The 23,796-nt window shown below is 66.3% G+C and carries 23 protein-coding genes and 2 pseudogenes; 12 read left to right on the plus strand and 13 right to left on the minus strand.

Annotation, left to right across the window (positions count from 1 at the left end; all coding sequences use genetic code 11):
* The first annotated feature begins 2 nt into the window (after positions 1–2).
* The gene (locus BST14_RS09640) at positions 3–2,600 is read left to right on the plus strand and encodes a sugar epimerase family protein (RefSeq protein WP_083064289.1); all 2,598 of its coding nucleotides are present in this window, start codon (positions 3–5) and stop codon (positions 2,598–2,600) included.
* Here the strand turns inward: BST14_RS09640 and BST14_RS09645 are convergent.
* The 9 genes from BST14_RS09645 to BST14_RS09680 form a co-directional block, all read right to left on the minus strand.
* Positions 2,597–3,823 (minus strand): cytochrome P450, encoded by a 1,227-nt coding sequence (locus BST14_RS09645; protein WP_083064290.1) that lies wholly within the window; start codon positions 3,821–3,823, stop codon positions 2,597–2,599. The two genes, BST14_RS09640 and BST14_RS09645, sit on opposite strands and share 4 nt — an antisense overlap.
* A gap of 34 nt (positions 3,824–3,857) precedes the next feature.
* On the minus strand, positions 3,858–4,274 hold the full coding sequence (locus BST14_RS09650) for a VOC family protein (protein WP_169926067.1): 417 nt from the start codon (positions 4,272–4,274) through the stop codon (positions 3,858–3,860).
* A 10-nt stretch (positions 4,275–4,284) separates the two neighbouring features.
* Positions 4,285–5,343, minus strand: a complete 1,059-nt coding sequence (locus BST14_RS09655) for an NAD(P)H-dependent amine dehydrogenase family protein (RefSeq protein ID WP_083064291.1) — start codon at positions 5,341–5,343, stop codon at positions 4,285–4,287.
* Between the two features lie 13 nt (positions 5,344–5,356).
* Positions 5,357–5,788 carry a hypothetical protein gene (locus BST14_RS09660; RefSeq protein WP_083064292.1) on the minus strand — a complete coding sequence of 144 codons (432 nt, stop codon included), beginning with the start codon at positions 5,786–5,788 and terminating at the stop codon, positions 5,357–5,359.
* Between the two features lie 14 nt (positions 5,789–5,802).
* The gene (locus BST14_RS09665) at positions 5,803–6,408 is read right to left on the minus strand and encodes a hypothetical protein (protein ID WP_245845355.1); all 606 of its coding nucleotides are present in this window, start codon (positions 6,406–6,408) and stop codon (positions 5,803–5,805) included.
* 104 nt (positions 6,409–6,512) lie between these two features.
* Entirely contained in the window at positions 6,513–6,641 is a 129-nt protein-coding gene (locus BST14_RS31400; protein WP_255360762.1) for a hypothetical protein, read from the minus strand.
* 14 nt (positions 6,642–6,655) lie between these two features.
* Positions 6,656–7,465 (minus strand): CbbQ/NirQ/NorQ/GpvN family protein, encoded by an 810-nt coding sequence (locus BST14_RS09670; protein ID WP_083064294.1) that lies wholly within the window; start codon positions 7,463–7,465, stop codon positions 6,656–6,658.
* Between the two features lie 21 nt (positions 7,466–7,486).
* Positions 7,487–9,025, minus strand: coding sequence for a nitric oxide reductase activation protein NorD (locus BST14_RS09675; protein ID WP_083064295.1), 1,539 nt, complete (start codon positions 9,023–9,025; stop codon positions 7,487–7,489).
* A gap of 188 nt (positions 9,026–9,213) precedes the next feature.
* A complete protein-coding gene (locus BST14_RS09680) occupies positions 9,214–9,945 on the minus strand; it encodes a hypothetical protein (protein WP_083064333.1) in 732 nt (243 codons plus the stop codon).
* Positions 9,946–10,304: 359 nt separating this feature from the next.
* Between BST14_RS09680 and BST14_RS09685 the strand changes: the two are divergent.
* A pseudogene (locus BST14_RS09685) lies at positions 10,305–11,404 on the plus strand (NAD(P)H-dependent amine dehydrogenase family protein).
* 10 nt (positions 11,405–11,414) lie between these two features.
* On the opposite strand, the gene BST14_RS09690 reads toward BST14_RS09685, so the two are convergent.
* On the minus strand, positions 11,415–12,014 hold the full coding sequence (locus BST14_RS09690) for a TetR/AcrR family transcriptional regulator (protein ID WP_083064296.1): 600 nt from the start codon (positions 12,012–12,014) through the stop codon (positions 11,415–11,417).
* A 206-nt stretch (positions 12,015–12,220) separates the two neighbouring features.
* Between BST14_RS09690 and BST14_RS09695 the strand changes: the two genes are divergently transcribed.
* The 3 genes from BST14_RS09695 (at position 12,221) to BST14_RS09705 (ending at position 14,951) form a co-directional block, all read left to right on the plus strand.
* A complete protein-coding gene (locus tag BST14_RS09695) occupies positions 12,221–13,009 on the plus strand; it encodes an SDR family NAD(P)-dependent oxidoreductase (RefSeq protein WP_083064297.1) in 789 nt (262 codons plus the stop codon).
* A gap of 64 nt (positions 13,010–13,073) precedes the next feature.
* Entirely contained in the window at positions 13,074–14,156 is a 1,083-nt protein-coding gene (locus BST14_RS09700) for an NAD(P)H-dependent amine dehydrogenase family protein (RefSeq protein WP_083064298.1), read from the plus strand.
* Between the two features lie 159 nt (positions 14,157–14,315).
* Entirely contained in the window at positions 14,316–14,951 is a 636-nt protein-coding gene (locus tag BST14_RS09705; protein WP_083064299.1) for a hypothetical protein, read from the plus strand.
* Positions 14,952–14,984: 33 nt separating this feature from the next.
* Here the strand turns inward: BST14_RS09705 and BST14_RS09710 are convergent.
* Positions 14,985–15,660, minus strand: a pseudogene (locus BST14_RS09710) (hypothetical protein).
* A 79-nt stretch (positions 15,661–15,739) separates the two neighbouring features.
* On the opposite strand from BST14_RS09710, the gene BST14_RS09715 reads away from it, so the two are divergent.
* The 5 genes from BST14_RS09715 to BST14_RS09735 all read left to right on the plus strand — a co-directional run bounded on the left by BST14_RS09715 (position 15,740) and on the right by BST14_RS09735 (position 20,846).
* A complete protein-coding gene (locus BST14_RS09715; protein WP_083064300.1) occupies positions 15,740–17,257 on the plus strand; it encodes a carboxylesterase/lipase family protein in 1,518 nt (505 codons plus the stop codon).
* 18 nt (positions 17,258–17,275) lie between these two features.
* Positions 17,276–19,285 (plus strand): DUF7064 domain-containing protein, encoded by a 2,010-nt coding sequence (locus BST14_RS09720; protein ID WP_083064301.1) that lies wholly within the window; start codon positions 17,276–17,278, stop codon positions 19,283–19,285.
* Complete coding sequence (locus tag BST14_RS09725; RefSeq protein WP_083064302.1) at positions 19,286–19,780, plus strand: gluconokinase; 495 nt, start codon at positions 19,286–19,288, stop codon at positions 19,778–19,780. It abuts the gene before it with no gap.
* Positions 19,781–19,847: 67 nt separating this feature from the next.
* On the plus strand, positions 19,848–20,237 hold the full coding sequence (locus BST14_RS09730) for a TA system antitoxin ParD family protein (protein ID WP_083064303.1): 390 nt from the start codon (positions 19,848–19,850) through the stop codon (positions 20,235–20,237).
* 30 nt (positions 20,238–20,267) lie between these two features.
* A complete protein-coding gene (locus BST14_RS09735; RefSeq protein ID WP_083064304.1) occupies positions 20,268–20,846 on the plus strand; it encodes an ATPase in 579 nt (192 codons plus the stop codon).
* Positions 20,847–20,878: 32 nt separating this feature from the next.
* Here BST14_RS09735 and BST14_RS09740 read toward each other — a convergent pair whose 3' ends face one another.
* Positions 20,879–21,868 carry a DoxX family protein gene (locus tag BST14_RS09740; protein WP_083064305.1) on the minus strand — a complete coding sequence of 330 codons (990 nt, stop codon included), beginning with the start codon at positions 21,866–21,868 and terminating at the stop codon, positions 20,879–20,881.
* Between the two features lie 95 nt (positions 21,869–21,963).
* On the opposite strand from BST14_RS09740, the gene pncA reads away from it, so the two are divergent.
* Positions 21,964–22,524, plus strand: coding sequence for a pyrazinamidase PncA (pncA, locus tag BST14_RS09745; protein WP_158085861.1), 561 nt, complete (start codon positions 21,964–21,966; stop codon positions 22,522–22,524).
* Positions 22,524–23,324 carry a ketosteroid isomerase family protein gene (locus tag BST14_RS09750; protein WP_083064334.1) on the plus strand — a complete coding sequence of 267 codons (801 nt, stop codon included), beginning with the start codon at positions 22,524–22,526 and terminating at the stop codon, positions 23,322–23,324. The genes pncA and BST14_RS09750 overlap by 1 nt, the downstream gene beginning before the upstream one ends.
* Positions 23,325–23,342: 18 nt before the next feature.
* Here the strand turns inward: BST14_RS09750 and BST14_RS09755 are convergent, their stop codons facing one another.
* On the minus strand, positions 23,343–23,693 hold the full coding sequence (locus tag BST14_RS09755; protein WP_083064307.1) for a DoxX family protein: 351 nt from the start codon (positions 23,691–23,693) through the stop codon (positions 23,343–23,345).
* Positions 23,694–23,796: the final 103 nt, after the last annotated feature.

The raw sequence follows: 23,796 nt of genomic DNA on the forward strand, positions 1-23,796 counted from the left end.
ACGTGAGAATCGCGGTCACGGGGGCCAGCGGCGTGCTCGGCCGCGGCCTCGCCGCACGGCTGCTCAGCCAGGGCCACGACGTCGCGGGGATTGCCCGCCATCGTCCCGAAAGCTGGCCGAGTGCAGCGGATTTCGTCGCAGCCGACATCCGTGATGCCGACGCCGTCCGCCGCGCCCTGGCCGGCGCGGACGTCGTCGCGCACTTCGCATGGGCGAAGGGTTCCGGGCACGACGACCAGGTGAACATCGGTGGCACCCGCAACGTGCTCGACGCGATGGCCGAGACCGGTTCCAGGCGGATCGTTTTCGCGTCGTCGGCCCATGTGTACGGCGGGGCGGCCGTGCCGAAGGCCGAACACGAGGTCACGACTCCGGTCACTGCCGAAGGCCGGTTCAAGGCCCGAGTCGAACAGATGCTCGCCGAATCCGGCGCGGAATGGGTTGCGGTCCGCTCCGCGCTGATCTTGGGGCGAAGCGTCGATAACTGGGTGCGTCGCCTGCTGGCATCGCCGGCGTTCCCCGACCGGTCGGCCGATCGCCAGATGCAGGTCGTCCACCTCGACGACGCGCTTCGGCTGTTCAACCGCGCCATCGTCGATGCCGAAACCCCGGGTGGTCCGGTGAATCTCGCCGCTTCGGGCGACCTGACCTTCCGGCAACTTGCCGCTGCGCTGCGCCGCCCAGTCGTGCGCCTGGGCCGCGAGCGGGCGGAGCTGCGACTGGTGCGGGGGGCCGCGCTTATGGAGATCTCGCGGCTGACAGACGAATGGGCATTCCAGCCGGCGTGGGAAGCCGGCGAATGTGTCCAGGATTTCGCGCTGGCCGTGCGCGGCCGGGTGACCGTGGGCAATCGGCTGGTATCGCTGCCGTGGCGGCTGGCCAACATCGGGGACCTACCCGCGGTCGACGCGCCCAGCAGCGACGGGGTCAAGCCCATCTGGGCGGGCGCAGAGGGCGATAACGGGGAATTCGACACGCCGATCGATCCGCGATTTCCCACCTTCCTGGCCACGAATCTGTCTGAGGCGCTGCCTGGCCCCTTTTCGCCGGCGTCGGCGTCGGCGACGGTTCGCGGACTGCGGGCCAGCGCCGTGTGCGTCGCCGAGCGGTTGCGGCCCGGCGGGACGATTCAGCGTGAAATCGCGATGCGCATGGTCGCGGTCTTTGCTCACCGCCTCTACGGCGCCATCACGACCGCGCACTTCATGGCCGAGACGGTGCCGTTCGTCAAGCCCACGACGGTAGTGAGCAACAGCGGGTTCTTCGGCCCGAGCATGGCCGCCCTGCCGATCTTCAATGAGGAACATCCGCACTCCGACACCGGCCGAATTCGCAAGCAACTGCGGACCGTCCGCAATATCGGGGTATTCGGCGTCAACCTGATCGGCCTGTCCGCCGGCGCGCCCCTGGACACCCGCGAGTTCGTCGCCGATGTCGATCGCCTGGAACGCCTGACCGACGGTGACCTCTCCGGGCTGGACGATCGTCGGCTGCTGAGCCTGATCTCGCTGGCGCGCGACCAGGTGGTGCACGGCTGGGTGCTGGCGGCGGGATCATTTTTGCTGTGCGCGGCGTTCAACGTGCTGCTGCGCGGTTTATGCGGGCGAGACGTCGTCGCGCCCGGCGGACCGGAATTGGTCAGCGCGCGTTCCGTCGAGGCGATGCAGCGGCTGGTGGTCGCCGCGCAGCGGGACCCGAAAGCGACGGCGCTGCTGAGCGAACCAGGCGACCGGCTGGACAAGCTCGCCGTCGAGGCGCCGGAGTTTTATGCCGCCCTGCGCGACGAGCTGACGCTCATCGGACACCGTGGTCCGGCGGAGCTCGAAATGCGTTCGACGAGTTACGCCGACGATCCCGAGCTGCTCGTGCGGATGGTCACCAGGGCTATGACCGCGACATCCGCGCCGCAGCCGCGGCAGCCCCGAATTCCATTGCATGCCAAGCCTATTGCGGCCCTGGCCACCCGGCAACTGCGCGACCGCGAGGTCCGCCGCGACAAGGTGGTGCGGGCTAACTGGGTGCTCCGCACGCTGCTTCGCGAATATGGACGTAGATCGGTGGAGGCCGGGCTCTTCGCCACCGCCGATGACGTCTTCTATCTACTCATCGACGAACTCGACGCCCTCCCCGCCGAGGTGGGCGCGCTGGTGGCCCGGCGCCGCTCCGAACAACGCCGCCTGGTCGCCGTGGCGCCGCCGACGGTCTTCAGCGGAAGCTGGCGGCCGACCGCGACCTCATCGGACGGGCTGGTCAGCGGGGACACCATGCGTGGGGTCGGCGTATGCGGGGGACGGGTGCGCGGGCGGGTGCGGATCGTGCGGCCCGAGACGATCGATGACCTGCAACCCGGTGAGATCCTTGTCGCAGAGGTGACCGACGTCGGATACACCGCGGCGTTCTGCTACGCCGCCGCCGTCATCACCGAACTCGGCGGCCCGATGTCGCACGCCGCGGTGGTGGCCCGCGAATTCGGGTTTCCGTGCGTCGTCGACGTTCAGGGCGCCACCAGGGCGCTGCCCCAGGGAGCCATGGTGGAGGTCGACGGTGCCACCGGCGAGATCCGGTTGCTCGGGCCGGCCTCGCACGACGCGCTGAGCTAGTCGAATTCCATCTGCAGCTCCACCGGCCCGCTCAGTCCGAGCATCGGCTTCCAGCGCGCCGTTGCCACACGGCGCGGATTGATCATGCGCCGGGCGATGACTTTGAGGGCTCCAGCGAGTTCCGTTCGGGCGAGATTGGCGCCAAGGCAATAGTGGGCGCCCCCGCCGAACGTCAAAATGGGCGGCGGGTCCTTCCGGGTGATGTCGAACCGGTCCGGTTCCGGATACACCTCTGGATCGCAGTTGGCCGCAAAAGTATTCACCGAAATGAAGGTGCCGGCCGGAAACGTGTACTGCGCGAACGTGACGTCGTCCAGGACGGTGCGCAGGGTGGTACAGACCGCCGGCGAATGGCGCATGCATTCCTCGACGGCTCGCACAGCGAGGCCGGAATCATCGCGCAGCATCGCCAGCTGATCCGGATGATCACACAGCGCGTGCATGCACGCCGACAATTGATTGCGAGTGGTGTCCGTCCCGGCGCTGAGGATGCTGAACGCCAGCATGCGCATCTCCGCGTTGCTCAGCCGGTCGCCGTCGTCCTGGGCGCGGATCAGTTCGGAGATCAAGTCGTCGGTCAACCGGCTCCGCCGTTCAATGATCATGTCGTCGATGTAGGCGTCGAACTCGTCCCACGCCCGCATCACCATGTGCTGCTCGTTCGCCAGGTCGGCGTCAAACCTGACGATTTCAAAGATGTCCTCGGCCCATAGGGAAAACTGCTCCCAGTCCTCGGGAGGCGCGCCCAACAGCGCGCAGATGATCGGGATCGGGTACGGCCGAGCGATGTCGGTGACGAAATCGCATCGGCCGGTATCGGCGACCCGGTCGATCAGTTCGTTGATCACCGTTTCGACGGTGTCTTCCATGCGCGCCGACGCTCGCGGCGTGAAGGCCTTGGATACCAGACCGCGCAGCCGTCGATGTTCCTCTCCTTCCATGCCCAGGATGGTGCCGAGGACCCGCTCATAGAGCGGGCCGGACGTTATCCCGCGAGCGGTCATGTGCAGCCCGGGCGGGAAAACGAACCGGGGGTCGCGAAGTATCCCGCGGGCGAGTTCGTAGCCGAGCACCTCGGGTCCTAGCGGTCCGATGGCTATCGGCGACCGCGTGCGCACCTCGTGGATGCGCGGACCGACCTCGTGCACGGTGTCGGCGATGTCGTAGTGCAGCGTCGGGAGGTCGGCGTCGAAGACGCCGGGTGATGCGGTGTCGACGGTCATCGTGTCTCCTTGAGCCGAGCCATGCCTTCTGCAATCACGGGATGTTGGTCGCCAGGAAAGTCAGTGGCAGTCCCAGGATCGACACGTCGTTCTCATCGAGGTAAGTACCCTGGCCCTCCATGCGTTGCCGGAATCGCGTTGTCGCGCCGTAGCGCTCGGCGACGGCGTCGGACTTGGCGGCTTCCGGAACTCCGATCACCACGGTGAACACGCCGTCGCCGTGACGCTCGAGGAACTCCGTCACCGAGACGGCGACCTCGCCGGTCGACCCGGGAATCGGGCTGATCAATTCGATACCCCGATTCCAGTCGAGGTGGATGTCAAGGCCCAGCTCGGCCAGTTGCAGGGGCTCGAAGAAAAATCCGAGATCAATGAACATTTGCGCCGCTGCGGCATGACGTTCCGGCGCCACGGCGAACACGACGTGATGAAGCGCGGGTTCTTCAAGCATCTGGTGTCTCCTATCGAGAATCGGCGCGCAGCACGCCGCGCGGCAGTAGCAGCGGCAGATCGTTGTAGGTGACGATGCCAGGAGGGGCGGCGACGACGGCGGGTATCGCGGTGATCGCCGGCATCGCGGTGATGGTCAGTCCCAACATGATGTAGTCGTCCAATGTCTGGCCCGTAAAGTCGGGTGGCGGAAGGAAACTCAGCGTGGTCTTGATCGTCGGTTGGCCCTGCACCTCGATCGTGTAACCCATGTCCAGCGGCCAATCCGGGTCCAGCGATCGGCCCTTGCGCCAGCGCCCCCGGATTTCGACGACCTCTCGGCCGTCAACGATCCCTTTCCAGCGGACATCGACACCGGCGACGCATCCCTTTTGGATCGTCCAGTCGCCGGGCAGGTGCAGATCCTCAATGGTGTGGGCGTATTCGACTTCGCAGCACACGTCGTCGAGCTCGGCGCCCAAAGCATCGGCAATCAGCAACACGCCGTCGGCGAAGATGCCGGAGCCTTTCTCCGTTATGGCCGGAAGGTCCGGATGATCGATGGGATAGCCGAAGCCCATGGGTATCTCGGTCGCCGGCGAGTTGTAGATCGTGGTGTCGACGGATTCCAGCATGGAAACCTTGTCCACCCGGTCCGAAAGCCCCGCCGACACGATGGCGAAGAGTTGGATGAAGCCGGGGTTGATGCCGCTGCCGAAGATGGTTGATCCGCCGGCCGCGCAGGCCCGTTCGATGCGTTCGCGTCCGGCACCGAGGTAGTGCCCGGTGATAAACCCGGCGGTGCCCACCACATTGATGCCCGCGCCGAGGATGCGCACCAGCTCGTCGACGTCGGCGAACATCGGGTTGTAGATCACACAGTCCGGCTGGAGCGCGAGCAGCGCCTCAATATCGTTGGTCGCCTTGACATTGAGCGGTTCGATCCCGCACAGCTCACCGACATCACGTCCGGCCTTCTCTGGTGACCAGGCGTAGCACCCGACGAGCTGTAGTGTCGGGTTGGCGACCACGGCCTTGACCGAACTCTTGCCGACGTTGCCCGTCGTCCACTGAACGACACGATGGATCAACGGTTCGGTCCGTTCATGGGTGGGGCGCCGGCTGGGCTTGGCGGGCCAGCCTGTCGTTGTGGATCTTGACGAGTTCGCGGAACCCCAGCCGGTGATACTTCGGTATCGGTTGAATGCCCCAGACGTCCTGCGCGGTGGCTTTGCCTTCGGCGCCCTCGGGCGGCCCGAACGGCGGATAGGGGTACTTGCACTCCAACGTGTCGTTGGAATAACGGATCTTCAGTAGCTCGCTGCAGATCTGGGTGAGACTCAGGGTGGGGTAGCCGTAGTAGATCGCCATGAACGGCAACGTGAAAGCACCCTCGATCACCAGGGCCACCAGGCACACCAACACCGCACGCTTGATCCATTTGTGCATCCGGGCGTAGTACGGCGTCGTCCCCGGTTCGAGATCGGTGGCCGGGTCCTGGTCATCGGTGGCCGAAGCGGCAGACAGACTGTTCATGGTCCCACTCCTTGTTAGTCGGAGAAGATTTCGCGGTTGACGGTGTGTAGGTAGGGGATGGCGAGGAAGGGGGTGATGTAGAAGATGTCGTAGAGCCACCAGCCGATGACCGGGAAGACGACCCCGGCATAACGAACGTCGGCGAACATCGTCATGTTGAACACGTAGGCCGACCAGATGACCACGCCCATCCAGCAGGTGACCACCATCCACTGATGCCCCCACCGCTTCATCTGGAGGAAGCCGATGGCCGCGGCCACCCGCATGGAGAACACGGTGAGGATCAGGCCGGCCACATAGGCCTTTTCGCCCGGCCCCGCCGCGCCGCCGATCCAAAGCTCGTTGTAGTGCCAGAAATAACCGGCGTCGAACATGTTGCCCCAGCCGACCATCAGCACGCGGTTGATCAGGGTGTGGTTGGCGACCAAGTCCAACGCCCACCCCAGGCTGTTGAGCATTCCGTCGATCAGCACCAGATAGCCGATCAGCGTGACGATCATGGGCCGAACCGACAGGCCGGCACGCAGGGCCCGGCGCTGCAGCCATACTCCGCGCATGAAGATGGGGAATCCGATCAGTCCCGGCGCCCACATGCCCATCAGCGCCGCGCCGACGATCATCCACTTGTCGGCGTGACGCTGCGCCCGGCGGGATTCGTCGTGGTGGTCCTCGAGGCTGACCGGTGCCTCGGCGCAGTCCGAATGTCGTTTCAGGGAAGGAAGATTCACAGGTCCCACCACCCCCGCGCGAACGACATGTAGAGCTGGATCCCGAACATCGCCAGCAAGTAGCCGTAGATGAAGATCTGGAAGACGATGAGCGCTCTCTTGCGCTTCTCCTCTTGTCGGTCCATGCCGTGGCTCCTTTCTAAGAACTACTCGATGCGGCGGAGGTATCCGAGGTCCCGAGGCTGGCGGCCGCGACCTCGCGCAGGCCGTCGGTGACGGCGCCGTCGGTGCTCAGTGGCGCGAGTATGCACGCGTCGGCGGCATCCAATTCGGTTGCGCCCGCGGCGATCAGGTGGGCGGCGGTGACCAGCACCCTGGTCGAGGGCGGCTCAAAATGGAAGGCTCGGTCCGCGGTGCGGATGGCGACCGCGCATCCGACCAGCCGCCTCGCCGTGGCCAACGGAATTCCGGATTCGTCGACGATCACCTCGGCCTCCCGGTCCGGCGGCAGATACTGCATCGTCAGCGTCGCGAACCGCTGACGGAACGACGGTTTGAGCTCCTTGAGCGAGCTGCGATAGGCGGGGTTGTACGAACACACCAGCATGAACTCCTCGGGCGCTTTCACCACCTCACCGGCGCGATCGAGATACAGCGACCGGCGGTGATCGGTGAGCGAATGCAGGATGGCCAAGGAGTCATGGCGGGCCTCGACGACCTCGTCGAGATAGCAGATCGCACCGGCTTTGACCGCCCGGGTCAGCGGGCCATCGGTCCAGACCACGTCGCCGCCGGACACCATGAAGCGGCCGACGAGATCGGAGCTGGTGAGGTCGTCGTGGCAGCTGATGGTGACCACGGGCCGCTGCAGCAGTGAGCCCATGTGCTCGACGAATCGGGTCTTGCCGCACCCGGTTGGGCCGGTGAGCATCACCGGGATGTGCCGGTGGAAGGCCTGCTCGAACAGGCGAACTTCGTTGCCGTTGGCGAAATATGTCTCGGTGGTCATCTCTTCCTCAGCGGGACGCGTTCATGCCGCGACCAGTTCGCGATGGACGTGGGCCAGTACCCGGGGCAGCTCCTCTATGCGCCGAATCCGTTGCGACCGGCGGGGCCCGAACACCTCGGGGAGGGGATCGATGCGGGTCGGTCCCACCCCCACGTAGTACATCGACACCCCGGCCTCGTCGGCCTCCTCCACGGCGTGCGCGGCGTCCGCCCAGGCATACCGGCCCTCGTAGCCTTCATCGGAGATCAGTCCGTCACCGATGACGATCAGCAGGCGGCGCTCGGAGGCCTGCTCCAGCAGTCGGCTCGTCAGATGGCGAAGGGGCGCACCCAGTCTGGTGTATCCGCGGGCGGACAATCCCAGGCCACTCGGTGGTACGAATCGGCGATCGTCAAAGTCCTTCAGGCAACGGACTTCGACTCGATGACGGGTGTTGCCGGTGAATACGAAGACGCCATGACGCTCGCGCGCCAGCGTCATGGCGCGCGAAAGTGCATCGGCACAAGACAACTCCAGCCCGAACACGCGGCCACCGTGCACCCCCAGCGACGAACTGCCGTCGAGCAGCAAGGCGGTGGTGACGTCGCGGCTGCTGGGCAGCAGGTCGCGGAACACCTTCGGTTCCTTCGCCTCGCCGGTCACCAGATCGATGTAGTGGTTGACGTATTGGTCGATATCGAGGTCGGAGCCGTCTTCGAGGCGGTTGGTCATCGCACGGTGGGTGTGTTTTTCGAACCACTTACGCACGTCGACGGCGATCGGCACCGGCCGGCGGGTGTGCCGGCCGTCGGTACGCTCGGCCCGCTCTATCAGGGCGACGTGGTCCCGCATGAATTGCTGTGTCCACATGTTCCATTCGGGGTAGGGAATGCCGGGCCGGTGTTGCGGGGTGACGTCGAGATCGTTGTCTTGTGGCCGGCTCGGGGGCGGCAGGTTGGGGTTGCGGACTCCGCCGTCGCCGCCGACCGGAACCGAGTACGGGCGCGGCAGACGCCTCTGCGTTGTGGTCCATGGCATCCTGCCGAAGCCGCGGCGCAACTTGTCGGCCAATCCGTGCGGCGCCGTGTGTGCCAGCGGCAACGAGCCTAGCAGCGGGTGAACCGTCAATTCCTGGCTCGTGGCCGCCAATGCGATTGCCCTATTGAGCATTTCGACGGCAGCCATGTCGCCGGCCTCGGTGCGGACTTCGGGAAGTAGCCGCCGGACCTCGGGGAGCAGTCCCGGCCATTGCGACGCGATCCAGCCAAGGGCGACGCCGGCCTCGACCAGGGTGAGCGCACGCAGTTCGCGGGCGGAGAGCTCGTTGAGGCGATATTGCGTGACGCGTTCTTTCGACGGCGAACACTGCAGGGCCACGCCGCATGTCAGGGTTCTGCGTGTCCAGTCGGCCATTGCGGGGTAGGGGACATGAACGAACGTCAGGGCCGCGTTCACTCCGAAGCCGCGTCGTTCGCCGGTGACCAGCCGCACGCCTTCGCGACGTTGCTCACTGAGCGCGACCGCCGTCACGGAGCAGCTCCGTTCCAGCGCCATCGCGTGGCCGTCGGAATGGTCAATCATGGGCCGAATTCCGTGTGTTCCGGTTGTCCGGGCAGCGGTTCAGAACGTGCCGATGTTGGAGAACAGCCAGTACCAGAACCAGATGATCAGTCCGGTGCCGCCCCAGGCGGCGACGTAGCGAAGTATTTCCCATAGATAGCCCATGATGTGACTTCCTCGGTGGCGTAGTGGGTTTCGGCTCGCGCATGTCAATCGGAGAAGAGTTCGCGGTTGACGGTGTGCAGATAGGGGATGGCGAGGAACGGGGTGATGTAGAAGATGTCGTAGAGCCACCAGCCGACGACCGGCAACACTACGCCGGCAAAACGCACGTCGGCGAACATGGTCATGTTGAAGACGTAGGTGATCCAGATGACCACGCCCATCCAGCAGGTGACGACCATCCACTGGTGGCCCCAGCGCTTCATCTGCAGAAAACCGATGGCCGCCGCGATGCGCATGGTGAAGACGGTCAGAATGAGGCCGACTTCGAGGGCCTTTTCGCCCGGGCCGGCAGCGCCGCCGACCCACAGCTCGTTGTAGTGCCAGAAGTAGCCGGCGTCGAACATGTTGCCCCACCCGTTGAGAAGCACCCGGGCCAGAATCGTGTGGTTCGCCACCAGGTCAAGGGCCCATCCGACGGTGTTGATGGCGGCGTCGATGATGACGAGATAGCCGAGCAGCGTGACCAGCATCGGCCGAACGGAGAGGCCATCGCGCTGGGCCTGGCGCAGCAACCGCACACCCCAGAGGAACAGCGGCAATCCGAAGACGCCCAGGGCAGCGGTGCCGATCAGCAGACTGCCGGAGATGAGCCAGTTGTCCGCCCGGCGTTGCGCGAGGTGCGACCGTTCCAGGTGTTCGTCGATGCTCAGACCCGTTGGAAGAGCGTTGCTTGCCCCGGCGGCGGCGCCCTGGCTGCCGCCGTTGCGCTGATGCAGCCTCGGCAGATTCACGAGCCCTCCCCGTCTGCTGATTCGGTCGGCCCGTGCACTATAACAGGCTGACTCTAGTCAGCATAAGGTACCGAAAGGGTTTTGACTGGTGTCGACGCGGTTCGCCACAGCTCTGCCGCCTCGCAGTGCTAAATCGCGGTGGAACAGGACAATCCGCCTGTGGCGTGGCAGCCTCCGTTGCCGACACCCGCTGGATATTACTGACATAAGTCAGCTGTAAAGCGTTGACACGCCATCCGGGGACTGCCACGCTCAGCGAGCGCTCAGACGTGCGGCATCGTGTGCCGGCGGCGGAAAACGGTTCGCTCGTCCCAAGCGATGTCGGTGCATGCAAAGGAGTAGCAATGACGCCAAAGCCGCCGGCCGAGAAGTATCGCGTAATCCAGTGGGGCGTAGGAAATGTCGGCACCATAGCGCTTCGTCATTTCGTGCACAACCCTGCCTATGAACTGGTCGGGGTGCTGTGCAATCGTCCGGAGAAGGTGGGCAAGGACGCCGGGGAGCTCTGCGGCAAAGCGCCGGCCGGGGTGCGGGCGACCACCGACAAGGCCGCCATTGAGGCGCTCGACGCCGATTGCGTGTTCTATGCCCCGCTGTGGTCCGACCCCGATGAGGTGTGCCGCTTGCTGCGCGGGGGCAAAAACGTCGTCGCCTCCGGCGGCGCTTGGTGGTATCGAACCGAACACAGCAAGGCGGACATCGACAAGATTGACGCCGCCTGCCACGCGGGTGGGACCTCGTTTCATGCGGGCGGTGTGAACCCCGGCTTTGCCGGAGACCTACTCGTGCTGACGTTGGCCCGAATAGTCAGTCAGATCGACACCATTCACATCTACGAGGTGGTGAATTTCGGCCGGGACACGTTGAAGTACCTGTACGAGATGGGAATGGGCAGCGATCCGGCCAAGTTCGAGGACGGCCCGAACCTGTTGGGACAGGCATGGCCGTTGTTCGCACAGTCGATGGCAATGGTTGTGGAGGGAATGGGTAAGACGGTCGAAAAATATACGACTGAGGTGGAGCTAGGGTACGCCACGCGCGACATTCCCTTCGAAGGGGGAAAGACCAGCGACATGCCGGGCTTCAAGGGCGTGATCACGAAGGGCACCGTCGCCCGCCAGCATCACAAGTGGACGGCTTGGGTGGAGGGTAGGCCCCTGATGATCTTTCATGAGATATACACGATGGACACGTTCGATGCCATTGAACCGCAGGAGGATTGGCCTCAGCATTACCACTACCGCATCGTGATCGAGGGTGACTCGTCTACCGAGCTGATCCTGCAGGGTGCACAGGATCCGAATGGCGGATACGCGCTGCCCGGCTACACCTGGACCGCGATGGGTCCCGCGAACGCCATTCCCCGGTCTGCGACGCTCCGCCTGGGTTCATGTCCCACAACGAACTCGGGCTGATGCCGCTGCGTGGCGTCATACGGCCCTGACGCCGGCGTGTCATGGTTGTAGGCTCCGCAACGTCCTCGCGACATAGTCTTCGAGCAGCGTGTTGCCAGTCGGCCAGTGGTTGGTGGTGATCAACAGCGCGTACAGGCCCAGCAGGAAGAACACCGCACTGTTCATGGGATTGACGTCCGCGTCCGTCTCGCCGCGCTCTTGGGCCTGCGCGATCTCCTGGGCGACCAAAACGATCAGCGGGTGATCCCTGCCGTCTTCCGTTTGCGGACGGGTTTGGGAGAAGTGCAGTGCGAGAAAGTCGTTGAAGAGCCGATCGCCCAGGCGGCGTTCCAATCCGACGACCAATCGGACCGCCTCGTTCAACGCCGCAGCGAGGTCGTGTGTTGATTTGAGGAATTGCGCGAACTGCTTGGCGATGCGGTCTTCTTCGCGGCGCTCCAACTCCAGCAGCACATGCTCCTTGGTGGGGAAGTGAAAGAAGAAGGTCCCGTGGGCGACGCCCGCTGCGGCCACAATGGCCCCCACGTCGGCCTCGGCCATCCCGGCCCGGGCGAACTCACCGATCGCGGCGCCCATCAATCGCTCCCGCGTCTGCAGGCGCTTAGCTTCTCGTGCCGACAGCCGGTCCGTCACAGCCATTGCTTTCCTCACGGTTGACCTGACTCATGTCAGGGTTTCGAGGCTAACCCAACCAGTATGCCGCGTTTGCGTGAAAAAGGCTTGCCTAAACCGTCATTGTCGGGCGCCGCAGACCTCGTCGGATATCGACCCCATCGATTCGTTGACTTTAGTCAGCATCATTCATAGATTGAACGCGCACCACACCGCACATCGGAGGAGCCAGCATGGCATTGGAGCAGTTCAGGCTGGACGGACAGGTCGCGATCGTCACCGGCGCCGGGAAGGGTGTGGGAGCGGGCATCGCCCGGGTGTTGGCGGAGGCGGGCGCCACCGTGATCGGGACCGCGCGGACCGAGGCGGATATCGTTGGCACGATTGAGGGTATCGACGCCGCGGGTGGCAAGGGGCTGGCGCTCGTCGCGGACGCGATGAGACGTCCGGATTCTGAGCGGGTCGTGCGCACGGCCATGGAGCGCCTCGGCCGCATCGACATTCTGGTCAACAATGTCGGCGGGTCGACCTACGCGCGATTCCTCGACATCACCGACGAAGACTTTCGGCACACGTTCGACTGGTGTGTGACGTCCGCCTTCATCATGAGTCAGCTTGTGGCGCCACACATGCTCAGCGCGGGACACGGCTCCATCATCAATATCTCGTCGGGCTCGGCGCGATTCGGCATACGGGCGCTGGCCGCCTATTGCGTTGCCAAGGGCGGCCTGGAAGCGCTCACCCGCGCCATGGCACAGGAACTCGCCCCGAAGATTCGCGTCAACGCCATCGCCCTGGGGTCCTTCGCCACCGACGGTCTCAAGGGCAGCCTGGATCTCATGCCCGGCTCGCTGGAGAAGATGCAGGAGGCCACACCGCTGCATCGGCTGGGCGACGTCGAGGATCTCGGACGGCTCGCGGTGTACCTGTGCACGCGCGACTGCTATGCGACCAACGCGACGTTCCACGTCGATGGCGGCATCGACTCGAACAATTCGCCACTGCCGATACCCGATTACTGACCTGCGCCGCGAGTGCGCACGCCATGATGGGTCATCGCCCACAGCCGGAAGGACGAGGGTAACCATGCGCAGAGTCATCCAATTCTCCACCGGTAACGTGGGCCGGCATTCGTTGCGAGCGATCATCGGCAGACCCGATCTCGAGCTGGTCGGCGTCCACGCCGCAAGCAGCCAGAAGATCGGCCAGGACGCCGCGCGGCTGTGCGGGCTGGACGAACCCACCGGCATAATCGCCACCGACGACATCGATGCCCTGGTCGGTCGCGGTGCCGACTGCGTGGTTTACACAGCTCAGGGCGAGACTCGGCCGATGGAGGCCATCGAACAGATGGCCAAGTTCCTCACGGCGGGCACCAACGTCGTCGGAACATCAATGGTCTGGCTGGTCACGCCTCGCCACGCCGACGACTGGTTGCGCCAGCCGCTAAAGCGTGCCTGCGCGGCCGGCGATGCCTCGCTCTACGTCAACGGCATCGACCCCGGGTTCTCCGGCGATACCCTGGTGCACTCGGCGGCCAGCCTGACCACCCGGATCGACTCGATCACCGTGCAGGAGATCTTCGACTACGGCAACTATGATGACGCCGAGTTTACAGGCACAGCAATGGGTTTCGGCTCGAAGCCCGACGACGATTCGCCGATGATGTTTCTGCCCGGGGTGATCGTGTCGATGTGGGGAGGTCAGGTCCGCAGCCTGGCCGACCATCTGGACATCAAGCTCGACGACGTGCGCCAGCGCGTCGAACCTTGGTACACACCAGAACGAATCGACTGCACGATGATGACGGTGGAGCCGGGGCAGATGGCCGCGGTGCGGTTCGCCACCGAGGGGATGCTCGACGCCAAGCCGGTCATCACGCTCGAGCACGTCACCAGGCTCACCCCGGCCGCGGCGCCCGACTGGGAGTTTCCGCCCGACGGACATACCGGGGTGCATCGCGTCGTTGTGGAGGGCGACCCGCGAGTCGAAATCAACACCCACGTTTCGCACCCGCTTTTCGATTCCACTGATGCCGGCTGCATCTCGACGGCCGGTCGAGCCGTCAATGCGATCGATTGGGTGTGCCGCGCGCCCCAGGGACTGATCGGCGTGGAGGATATCCCGCTCTCGGCAACGATGCGTGGGCTGATGTGGAACGCGCACTGACGTGACAACCTCGACGCGGGAATGATCACCGATCTCGCCGCGGGCCCATAGGCTGGACAGCCAGAAGAACATTTAATCGACGGCCGGAGTTTTGCGTGTTCGCGCCGCCCCCGCACGCGGTAAGGGATACAAATAGCTGAGTTCACCAAGGAGGGCCTCATGAATAAGGTGCGGACATCCGCGCTCGGCCTGACAGCTGCCGCCCTGTTGATCGGCGCCACGGTGGCGGGTTGCGGAGGGGACAAAAGCTCGACGGGATCCTCGGGTTCGGCCTCGTCGTCCAGCTCGGCTGGTTCGACGAGCCCTTCGGCCAGTGCGGCCCCGCGCGCACCGGGGGCCCCGGTGGACTACAGCAACCTGCTGATCAAGCCCAGCGACGTGGGACTCAATGCCACCGCCGACGGCCCGCCGAGCCAAAATCCCAGCGGCATCACCGGTGTGGGACAGGTTTTCAAGAACCCCGACGGCAAGCGCACCATCATCGACACGATCGCGGTCTTTCCCGATGCGGCCACCGCAGCCCAGACCGCGGCGAACATGCGCGACGTCGTCGGAAAGAAGGTCAACGGCGCGCAACAGCCTATCGACGTCGGAACCAACGGGTTCATGGTGATCGGTCAGGGAACCGACCCGGCCAACCCGATGGAGATCTCCGAGGCGGTGTTCGTCGAGGGCAGGGCCATGGTCGATTTGGAGTCCGACTGTGTCACCGGCAATCCCACCCCGGCCGACGTGTTGCTCGATCTCGCTCGCAAGCAAGACGCCGCGGTCAAAGCGGGCCTACCGGCTAGCTGAGCGGCGAGCTTTTCGCGACCATCGTCGGCGGCCTCAGCAGCTGAAGGCCACGCCGACACCATCCGGCGGCGGCGCCGATTTCAGGCAGCCGAACGGCTCGATACCGGTGGGGCTGAACTTGGCCCGCCGACTGGTGCGCATAGTTCACGCAGTAGAGACCGGTCTGGTCGGCGCGGCACCGGTAGTCACCGAACGACAGCGAGTTTCCGTTCGCCAGTTCCGGCCCGTTGCCGTTGAGGAATGGGCCGGGATCGGCGCGGGCGGACCCGATCTGCAGGTTCACCCCGTCGAAGCCGATCCAACCGCCTTGCCACTGGCCATAGGCGGTCGCGGGGGCCGGCGGTGGATTGATCAAATTCACCAGGCAGGCCAGAGCGCCGCCGGTGTGTTTGGCGTCCGTCATGCAGGAGACCTTGCCAGCCATCGCGGAAAGAGCGATGTCGTCGCCGAGGGGCGTGGTCGCCCCGTCGCGGGTGGCGGTGTGAAAGCGGCCGGGATCGGCGGGGTGGCCGGCCTCTATCCAGGCGATGACGTCGGAGATTGCCGCACCGGCGCCCGGCACGCTGGTTGGTCCGCGCGCTTGGCTTCCCGGTGCGCTGGGGCCGGTGGATGTTTGGGCGGTGCTCGGGCTCGGCGCCGAATGGCCGCCCGTGGTGTGGGAGCACCCGGCGACCAGTAGTGACGCGGCGATCATCGCAGCTTTCCGCATTCAGTCAGGCTAACCGCCGCGCCGGGCGATTAAGGCGCTGCGCGCGCGTTACGACCGTCATGTCGGTTACCGTCGGGTTATGCATGACCGCACCGTCCGCGCACGCACGGCCATCGGCACCGTCGAAGGCTTCACCCGCGACGGGGTCAATAGGTGGCGGTCGATCCCGTATGCCCGTCCACCGGTGGGCAGCCTGCGCTTCCGGGCGCCGCTGCCGGCCCAGCCGTGGTCGGGCGTTCGGCACTGCCATGGCTTCGGCAACTGCGCGCCCCAGCAGCGCCGTTACACCCTGCTCGGCATATCGGGTCTGGGAGGCCGCTATCAGCCGATGAGCGAGGACTGTCTCACCCTCAACGTCGTGACGCCCGAGGGTGAGGCCGAGGGACCGCTGCCCGTCATGGTGTTCATCCACGGCGGCGGGTACTTCCTGGGCAGCTCGGCCACACCGCTCTACGACGGCGCGGCCTTGGCGCGGCGGGGATGTGTGTACGTGTCGGTCAACTACCGACTGGGCGCGCTGGGGTGCGTGGATTTTTCGTCGTTGTCGACGCCGGAGATCACCATCGAGAGCAACCTGTACCTGCGCGATCTGGTGCTGGCGCTGCAGTGGGTTCGTGACAACATCGCGGGGTTCGGCGGTGATCCGGACAACGTCACCATCTTCGGCGAGAGCGCGGGTGCGTGCATCACCGCCTCGCTGTTGGCGGTGCCGGCCGCCAAAGGCCTGTTCGCCCGGGCCATCTCGGAGAGCCCGGCCTCGGGCCTGGTGCGGTCGAAAGAGGTTGCCGCTGAGTTCGCCAACCGCTTCGCCGGCCTGCTGGGCGTGCGCAAACAAGACGCCGCCAACGCCCTGATGCAGGCGCCCGCGGCGCAACTGGTGCAAACCCAACACCGGTTGATCGACGAGGGCATGCAGAACAGGCTAGGCGCCTTCCCGATTGGCCCGGTCGTCGGCGACGACATCCTGCCAGTGGATCCGGTCGAGGCGATGCGGCGCGGTGAGGCCCACCCGGTTCCGCTGATCGTGGGCACTAATGCCGAAGAAGGCCGGCTGTTCACCCGCTTCCTCGCGATGTTGCCGACCAACGAGACGATGGTCGAAGAACTGCTTGCCGAAGCGGAACCCGCTATCCGCGAACGCATTACCGCCGCATATCCCAACTACCCCGAGCGGGAGGCCTGCATCCAGCTCGGCGGTGACTTCGCCTTCGCCTCGGCGGCCTGGCAGATCGCGGAGGCTCACGGCGCGCACGCGCCGACCTACTTCTACCGATACGACTACGCGCCGCGCACACTGCGCTGGTCGGGTTTCGGGGCCACCCACGCCACCGAGTTGCTCGCCGTTTTCGACGTCTACCGCACCAGATTCGGCGCGTTGTTGACGGCGGCGGCGGACCGGCGGGCCGCGTTGCGGGTCAGCAATCAAGTGCAACGGCGTTGGCGCGCATTCAGCCGGACCGGCGTGCCGGGGGAGGACTGGCCCCGCTACACCGCCGAGGAGCGTGCCGTAATGGTCTTCGACCGCAGGTCCCGGATCGAGTTCGATCCACACCCGCATCGCCGAATGGCATGGGACGGCTTCTCACTGGCGCGTTGACCTGTCACGCTAACCCACATGCATGCCGAGACCGAGCAAGTCATCGAACGACCCAGTGACCTCACCACCGCCTGGTTGGCCGCGGTCATCGGCACCGGACCCATCGCCGACTTCTCGGTGGAGCGCATCGGCACCGGGCAGATGAGCGAGTGCTACCGGGTCCGGCTCAACTATGCCGAGGCCGACGGCGGACCCGAGTCGGTGGTGCTGAAGGTCGCGGCCACCGATCCCGTGAGCCGCCAGACGGGGCTGGCGCTGGGGCTCTACGAGCGGGAGGTCCGCTTTTACGGCGACATCGCGCCGCGGTTGGGTGGGCCCATCGCGCCCTGCTATCACGCGGCGATCGACACCTCGACAGGTGTGTTCGATCTGCTGTTGGGCGATGCCGGGCCGGCCGTCGTCGGTGATGAAATCGCCGGAGCCACAATCGAACAGGCCCGCCTCGGCACCGTCGAGCTGGGACGTCTGCATGGGCCACTGCTCGGTGACCTCGCACTGGCTCAGGCGCCGTGGCTCAACCGCGACGCGCCGCTGAACCAGGCCATGATCACCCCGCTGTACGCGGGTTTCGTCGACCGCTACGGCGACCAGATCGCACCGGAGCACCGCGTGGTGTGTGAACGGCTGGTGGCCGCGTTCGACGGCTACCTTGCCCAGGAAGCGGAGGCGTCCGAGCGGGGCCGCGTGCAGGGCCTGGTGCATGGCGACTATCGCCTGGACAACATGCTGTTCGGTACCGAGGGCGCCGATCGCGCCCTGACGGTGGTCGATTGGCAGACCGTGTCGTGGGGTCCGGCGCTGACCGACCTTTCCTACTTCCTCGGTTGCGCGTTGTCCACAGAGGATCGCCGGCGGCACTACGACGCGCTGCTGCGGGCCTATCACGAGGCGCTGGGTCCGGCGGCGCCACTGACTCTGGCCGACGTCGCCGACGGTGTGCGACGGCAGAGCTTTTTCGGGGTGATGATGGCGATCGTCTCGTCGATGCTGGTCGAGCGCACCGACCGCGGCGATCAGTTGTTCATGACGATGCTGCGGCGGCACTGCGACCACGTCCTCGACACGGATGCGCTGTCGACGCTGCCCGCCGCGGCGGCACCCGAGCCTATGCAGCCGGCCGTCGAGGACGAACTTGCCCATGAGCCCACCGCCGAACCCCTGTGGAGCGAGAGTTGGTACGCCGACTTCGCCGACGCAGCACAGGGATTGGGTGGCTGGTTCCGGCTCGGGCGGGTGGCCAACGAGCAGATTGCGTGGGTGCACATGTTGTTGTGCGGACCCGACATGCCGACCGTCGCCGTGGATGCGCAAGTGCCGCTGCCGTCGGATCCGTGGTCCGTGCGGGCCGACGACTTCGAGCTCGGACATTCCGCCGACGCGCCCCTGCGGAGTTATCGCGTCGACGTGCGGGCGCGGGCCCGGGCCTACCCTGATCCGTCGGCGTTGCTGCGCGGGGAGCCCGGCGCACCCGTCGAGATGAGCCTGAACTTGGTGTGGGCCACCGACGGCACCCCGTACAAATACGCCGTGACGACGCGCTATGAAATCCCGTGCACCGTCTCGGGCAGCGTCACCGTCGCCGACACCAGCTACCGCCTGGATTCCGTTGCGGGCCAACGTGATCACTCGTGGGGCGTGCGCGATTGGTGGGGCATGGATTGGATCTGGAGCGCGCTGCACCTCGACGACGGCACGCATCTGCACGGCGTGAACATCCGGATCCCCGGGGCGCCCGCGTTCAGCGTCGGCTATGCGCAGGCTGCCGACGGCAAGGTCACCGAGCTGCAAACCGTCGATTCACGAGAGTCGTTCGCCGACAACGGGTTACCGCTCGACGCGACCCTGGCGCTGGAGCCGGCGCAGATCACCGCGGACGCGGACGTGCGCGGCCACGCGCCGGTGCGGCTCGTCGCACGGGACGGGCGGGTCAGCCAGTTCCCGCGCGTGTGGGCGACCATCAGCACGGCCGACGGGCGCCGCGGTGTCGGTTGGCTGGAATGGAACCGCAACCTCGGCGAACAGACTTAGGTGAGCGGATCGGCTCCCGTTGTCGTGATGGGCGTCACCGGGTCGGGCAAATCGACGGTGGGGGCGGCGCTCGCGCGACGCCTGCGGGTCCCGTTCGTCGACGCCGACACCCTGCACCCGCCCGCCAACGTCGCCAAGATGGCGGCCGGTGAACCGCTCGACGACGACGACCGCTATCCCTGGTTGGAGAAGGTGGGCGAATGGTTGGCCGCCCATCGCGACGGCGCGGTCGTGAGTTGTTCGGCGCTGAAAAGGAAATACCGCGATCGGTTGCGGGCGCACTGTCCGGGCGTGCGATTCCTGCACCTGTCGGGTTCGGCGGAGCTGATCGGCGCCCGGCTGGCAGCGCGCACCGATCACTTCATGCCTCCCACGCTGTTGCGCTCGCAACTGGACACCCTGGAGCCCCTCGGTCCCGACGAGGCCGGCATGACCGTCGGCGTCGGCCCCGATGTCGGCGCGATCGTGGACACCGTCGTGCGGGCGCGCGAATAGCCGCGGCGGGCGCCGCGGTGTAGCATTGTGCTACAACTTGTAACGTTGTGCTGCATGGGAGGAAGTCATGGCCGAGGCCGTCGATCGGGTCACCCGCGTCGCATCCGATCTGATGGACAGCGCGGCCGCCGAGGGCGCCCGGCAGAGCCGCTCGGCCAAGCAGCAACTCGACCACTGGGCACGGGTGGGACGGGCGGTATCCAGCCAGCACACCGCCTCGCGGCGGCGGGTCGAAGCCGCGCTCGCCGGGCAGCTGGCGACCGGGGAGCTCACCGTCGAGGAGGGCGTGGTGTTCAACGCCGAGATCTCCGCGGCCATCGAGGAAAGCCTGGCGCGCGCCAACTACGGGGCCACGCTGGCCGGGCAGGGCGTCACCACCGTGGCCCTCAACGACGACGGCGAGATCGTCGAGCACCGCCCCGACGGCGCCGCCGCGGTGCTCGGGGGCACCCGCTGATCCGGCGGTCGTCAGCGGTTCGGCGGTCCGATGGATCGACTTGACCTGGTGGTCGGGCCGAACGGTGCCGGTAAGTCGACGTTCATCGCGCTCACGCTGGCGCCGCTGTTGTCGGGCAGCCTCGTGGTCAATGCCGACGAAATCGCAAGGCAGCGCTGGCCGGAGGATCCGGCATCGCACTCCTACGACGCCGCGCGCGTCGCCGCCGACACCCGCGCGAAGCTGATCGAGCTGCGCCGGTCCTTCGTCGCCGAGACCGTGTTTTCCCACCCCGCCAAACTCGACCTCGTCAAGGCGGCCCGTGATGCGGGCTTCACCGTCGTCCTGCACGTGCTGCTCGTCCCGGAAGACCTTGCGGTCGAACGTGTTCGACGCCGGGTGCAAGCCGGCGGCCACGACGTCCCGGAAGCCAAGATCCGTCAGCGCCACCGCCGCCTGTGGGTGCCCGTTGCCGAGGCCATCGCCCTGTCCGACCTCGCGACGGTCTACGACAACAGCCGCCTGCGCGGCCCGCGCATTGTGGCGCGACTCAGCGGCGGCCTGACCGTCGGCGCGCCCGACTGGCCTACGTGGGCGCCGGAGATTCTGCGCGCCCGCTGGCCCGACTAGCTCGCGGCGTCACGCCGATGGCGGCTGCCTGGCTACCAGGGCAGCTTGCGGCGACCGGTCTCGACCTGAGCGGCGGCCCGCTCGCGGGCGGTCCCGGCCAGGTCGCTGCCGCGCTGGCGCGCGGTTTCGGCGAATTCCTCGCCGCGCGTCCGCGCCGTGCCGGCCAGCTTCTCGCTGCGCTTGCGTGCCCTCTTGGCCAGCTTCTCGCTGCGCTTGCGGGCCTTCTTGGCCAGCGGCGCGGCCCGGTCGGCCGCCTCGTCGGCGAAGTCCTCGCTGCGCTTACGCGCCTTCTCCGCCAGATACGCGGCGCGCTCGGCGGCCTCGTCGGCCCATTCCTCCCCGCGCTTGCGTGCCCTCTTGGCCAGCGGCCTGCCGCGTTCGGCCGCGGTGCTGGCCAGTTCCCGGCCGCGTTCGAGGGCGGCTTCGGCGTAGGGCGCGCCGCGTTCGGCGGCCGTGCTGGCCAGTTCCCGGCCCCGTTCCGCGCCGATCTGCAAGCCGTGCGCGATGCGATCACCGATCTCGGAAAGATCGGCATCATCCGAACCGGGCCACGCCGACGACACCCGCTCGGAGAGCCGTTCCGCCGCCCGACGGCCACGCCACCCGAGCGAGGGCTTGCCGGCGGTGTCGGCGGAGGCGATCAACAATCCGCCCAGCAGGCTGAGGTCGGTGAGGAATTGCTGGCGTTTCTGGGCCTTGGCCACCGGGTCGCTTTCGTTCCAGAAAGAATGCGTCCCGAGGTTGGCCGGTAACACCGTCACCGCGAGGGCGGCCGATGCGATCCGAGGAAGTTTGCCGGTGGCAAGCAGCAGGCCGCCGCCGATCTGAACGGCCGCGGTGATCTGCGCGATCGTCTCGGGGTCGCTGGGGAGGCTGCTACTCACCGAGTCCGGCAGTGCCTGCAGGCCGTCCACCGCCGGCGCCGCAGCCTCGGCCGCGGATTTGGGGTTCAGCAGTGAATTGACGCCTTGCCCTATGAAAGCCACTGATAAGAGGGGTCGCGCGATTCTCCTGAGCACCATGGCTCGTGTATTACCCGGCTGCTTGGCCAGCAAACCGCCGCACCGATAACCCCAGCTAAAGCCACATGGAGGCGCGCCCCGATAGGGTGGAGCGCGTGCGAGCGTTGATCATCGTCGACGTGCAAAACGACTTCTGCGAGGGCGGCTCGGTGCCCACCGCCCACGGCGCCGCCGTGGCGGCCGCGATCAACGACTATCTGTCCGGTGATCCGGGTTACCGGTATGTCGTGGCGACGCAGGATTTCCACATCGACCCGGGCGACCACTTCTCCGACCATCCGGATTACTCATCCTCTTGGCCGGTGCACTGCGTCGCCGGAAGCGCCGGCGCGAAACTTCGCTCGGACCTGGACATCCGGCACCTCGACGCGGTCTTCCGCAAGGGCGCGTATTCCGCGGGGTACAGCGGTTTCGAGGGCGTCGACGACGACGGGACCACCCTGCTGCAGTGGCTGCGCGAGCGGGGGGTCGACGAGGTCGATGTGGTCGGCATCGCCACCGACTTCTGCGTCCGTCGGACCGCGGAGGACGCCGCAGCGGCAGGCCTGACCACCAGGGTGCTGGTCGACCTGACCGCGGCCGCGGGCGTTGATTCGGCGGCCGAAGCGCTGGCGGAAATGCGGTCCGCCGGCATCGAGTTGGTTGGGGGGCAATGATGGTGGTGCCACTGGATCGACAGCATCTGCTCGCGGCCGTGGAGCGCTCGCCGCAGGCGGCCGCCGCGCACGATCGCGCCGGATGGGTGGGACTGTTCACCGGGGACGGCCGCGTCGAGGATCCGGTCGGCTCCCGACCCCACGTTGGGCACGAGCAAATCGCCCGCTTCTATGACACATTCATCGGGCCGCGCGAGATCAAGTTCCACCGCGATCTCGACATCGTGGTCGGCACGACGGTTCTTCGTGATCTCGAGCTCGAGGTGACGATGGGCTCGGCCCTGACGATGTTCATTCCGGCATTCCTGCGTTACGACTTGCGAGAAGCCAACGGCGAGTGGCAGATTGGCCATCTGCGGGCATATTGGGAGCTTCCCGCCATGATGCTGCAGTTCCTGCGCACCGGTAGGGGCGCCCTGCGGCCCGCGCTGAGCCTGTCCACGGCGCTGCTGCGCAACCAGGGTTGGACCGGCGCCGCCGGCTTCATGACCGGATTCCGGCGAGTGGGGGCGCGCCACCAGCGGCTGGTGACGACGTTCCTCGAGGCCATAGGGCACAAAGACGAGTCCTCCGCCGCGCAAATGCTGTCCTGCGATGCCGCAATAACTTTGGGTGATCGCGACCCGCTGGACCTGGCAGAGCTGGCCGAGCAGCTGGACGGGGTCGGCACGACCAAGACGAGTAGCGCGGGCCGCACCGTCGCAATCTCGGTCAACTCGGGTCACGGGCGGGCAATTGTGTTCGCCGATGTGGCATGGCGCGGCGCCGCGATCAACCGGATCAGATACTTTCCCGCCTGATCGCGTCACGTCTGCGTCTTACCGGAGCACCATCAGCACCAGCGATGCCCCGGTCAGGCACAAGTAGGCACCGGGAAAGGCGATGTTGTACAAAACGTGTGCCCTCAGGTGGGTCGCCACCGCGCCGAGGAAAAACAACACCAGGCCCGCGGCGGCCGCGATACCCAATTCGCGCAAGCCCAACAGCCCGATGACGATCCCGACGGCCCCGGCCAGCTTCAGCGCGCCCAGGGCCGGCAACCACGACCGCGGCACCCCGACCTGGGCAGAGTTCACCAGAACGAATCGAGCCGGAATGAAGTCGGCGATAGCGATCGCCGCGGTGATGACGGCGGTGGTCAGCGTGACGGTGACAAGTGCAGTGTTCATCGCCGATCAATCCCTTGTCGCGCAGCGAATTCCGCAGCGGCGGGTCGAATGCGAGCAGTGCGCACCGTGGCGCACAATCGGTAAGGTCATGGTGCTTTTCTCC

It is taken from the genome of Mycobacterium arosiense ATCC BAA-1401 = DSM 45069 (genome assembly GCF_002086125.1).
Taxonomy (GTDB): Bacteria; Actinomycetota; Actinomycetes; order Mycobacteriales; family Mycobacteriaceae; genus Mycobacterium; species Mycobacterium arosiense.

What these genes read in the sequence shown, in the direction of transcription:
- BST14_RS09645 (WP_083064290.1), bottom strand. Translation starts at nt 3,823, where the DNA reads ATGACCGTCGACACCGCATCACCCGGCGTCTTCGACGCCGACCTCCCG.
- BST14_RS09650 (WP_169926067.1), bottom strand. Translation starts at nt 4,274, where the DNA reads ATGCTTGAAGAACCCGCGCTTCATCACGTCGTGTTCGCCGTGGCGCCG.
- BST14_RS09660 (WP_083064292.1), bottom strand. Translation starts at nt 5,788, where the DNA reads ATGAACAGTCTGTCTGCCGCTTCGGCCACCGATGACCAGGACCCGGCC.
- BST14_RS09665 (WP_245845355.1), bottom strand. Translation starts at nt 6,408, where the DNA reads ATGATCGTCGGCGCGGCGCTGATGGGCATGTGGGCGCCGGGACTGATC.
- BST14_RS31400 (WP_255360762.1), bottom strand. Translation starts at nt 6,641, where the DNA reads ATGGACCGACAAGAGGAGAAGCGCAAGAGAGCGCTCATCGTCTTCCAG.
- BST14_RS09670 (WP_083064294.1), bottom strand. Translation starts at nt 7,465, where the DNA reads ATGACCACCGAGACATATTTCGCCAACGGCAACGAAGTTCGCCTGTTC.
- BST14_RS09675 (WP_083064295.1), bottom strand. Translation starts at nt 9,025, where the DNA reads ATGATTGACCATTCCGACGGCCACGCGATGGCGCTGGAACGGAGCTGC.
- BST14_RS09690 (WP_083064296.1), bottom strand. Translation starts at nt 12,014, where the DNA reads ATGGCTGTGACGGACCGGCTGTCGGCACGAGAAGCTAAGCGCCTGCAG.
- BST14_RS09695 (WP_083064297.1), top strand. Translation starts at nt 12,221, where the DNA reads ATGGCATTGGAGCAGTTCAGGCTGGACGGACAGGTCGCGATCGTCACC.
- BST14_RS09700 (WP_083064298.1), top strand. Translation starts at nt 13,074, where the DNA reads ATGCGCAGAGTCATCCAATTCTCCACCGGTAACGTGGGCCGGCATTCG.
- BST14_RS09705 (WP_083064299.1), top strand. Translation starts at nt 14,316, where the DNA reads ATGAATAAGGTGCGGACATCCGCGCTCGGCCTGACAGCTGCCGCCCTG.
- BST14_RS09715 (WP_083064300.1), top strand. Translation starts at nt 15,740, where the DNA reads ATGCATGACCGCACCGTCCGCGCACGCACGGCCATCGGCACCGTCGAA.
- BST14_RS09720 (WP_083064301.1), top strand. Translation starts at nt 17,276, where the DNA reads ATGCATGCCGAGACCGAGCAAGTCATCGAACGACCCAGTGACCTCACC.
- BST14_RS09730 (WP_083064303.1), top strand. Translation starts at nt 19,848, where the DNA reads ATGGCCGAGGCCGTCGATCGGGTCACCCGCGTCGCATCCGATCTGATG.
- BST14_RS09735 (WP_083064304.1), top strand. Translation starts at nt 20,268, where the DNA reads ATGGATCGACTTGACCTGGTGGTCGGGCCGAACGGTGCCGGTAAGTCG.
- BST14_RS09740 (WP_083064305.1), bottom strand. Translation starts at nt 21,868, where the DNA reads ATGGTGCTCAGGAGAATCGCGCGACCCCTCTTATCAGTGGCTTTCATA.
- BST14_RS09750 (WP_083064334.1), top strand. Translation starts at nt 22,524, where the DNA reads ATGGTGGTGCCACTGGATCGACAGCATCTGCTCGCGGCCGTGGAGCGC.
- BST14_RS09755 (WP_083064307.1), bottom strand. Translation starts at nt 23,693, where the DNA reads ATGAACACTGCACTTGTCACCGTCACGCTGACCACCGCCGTCATCACC.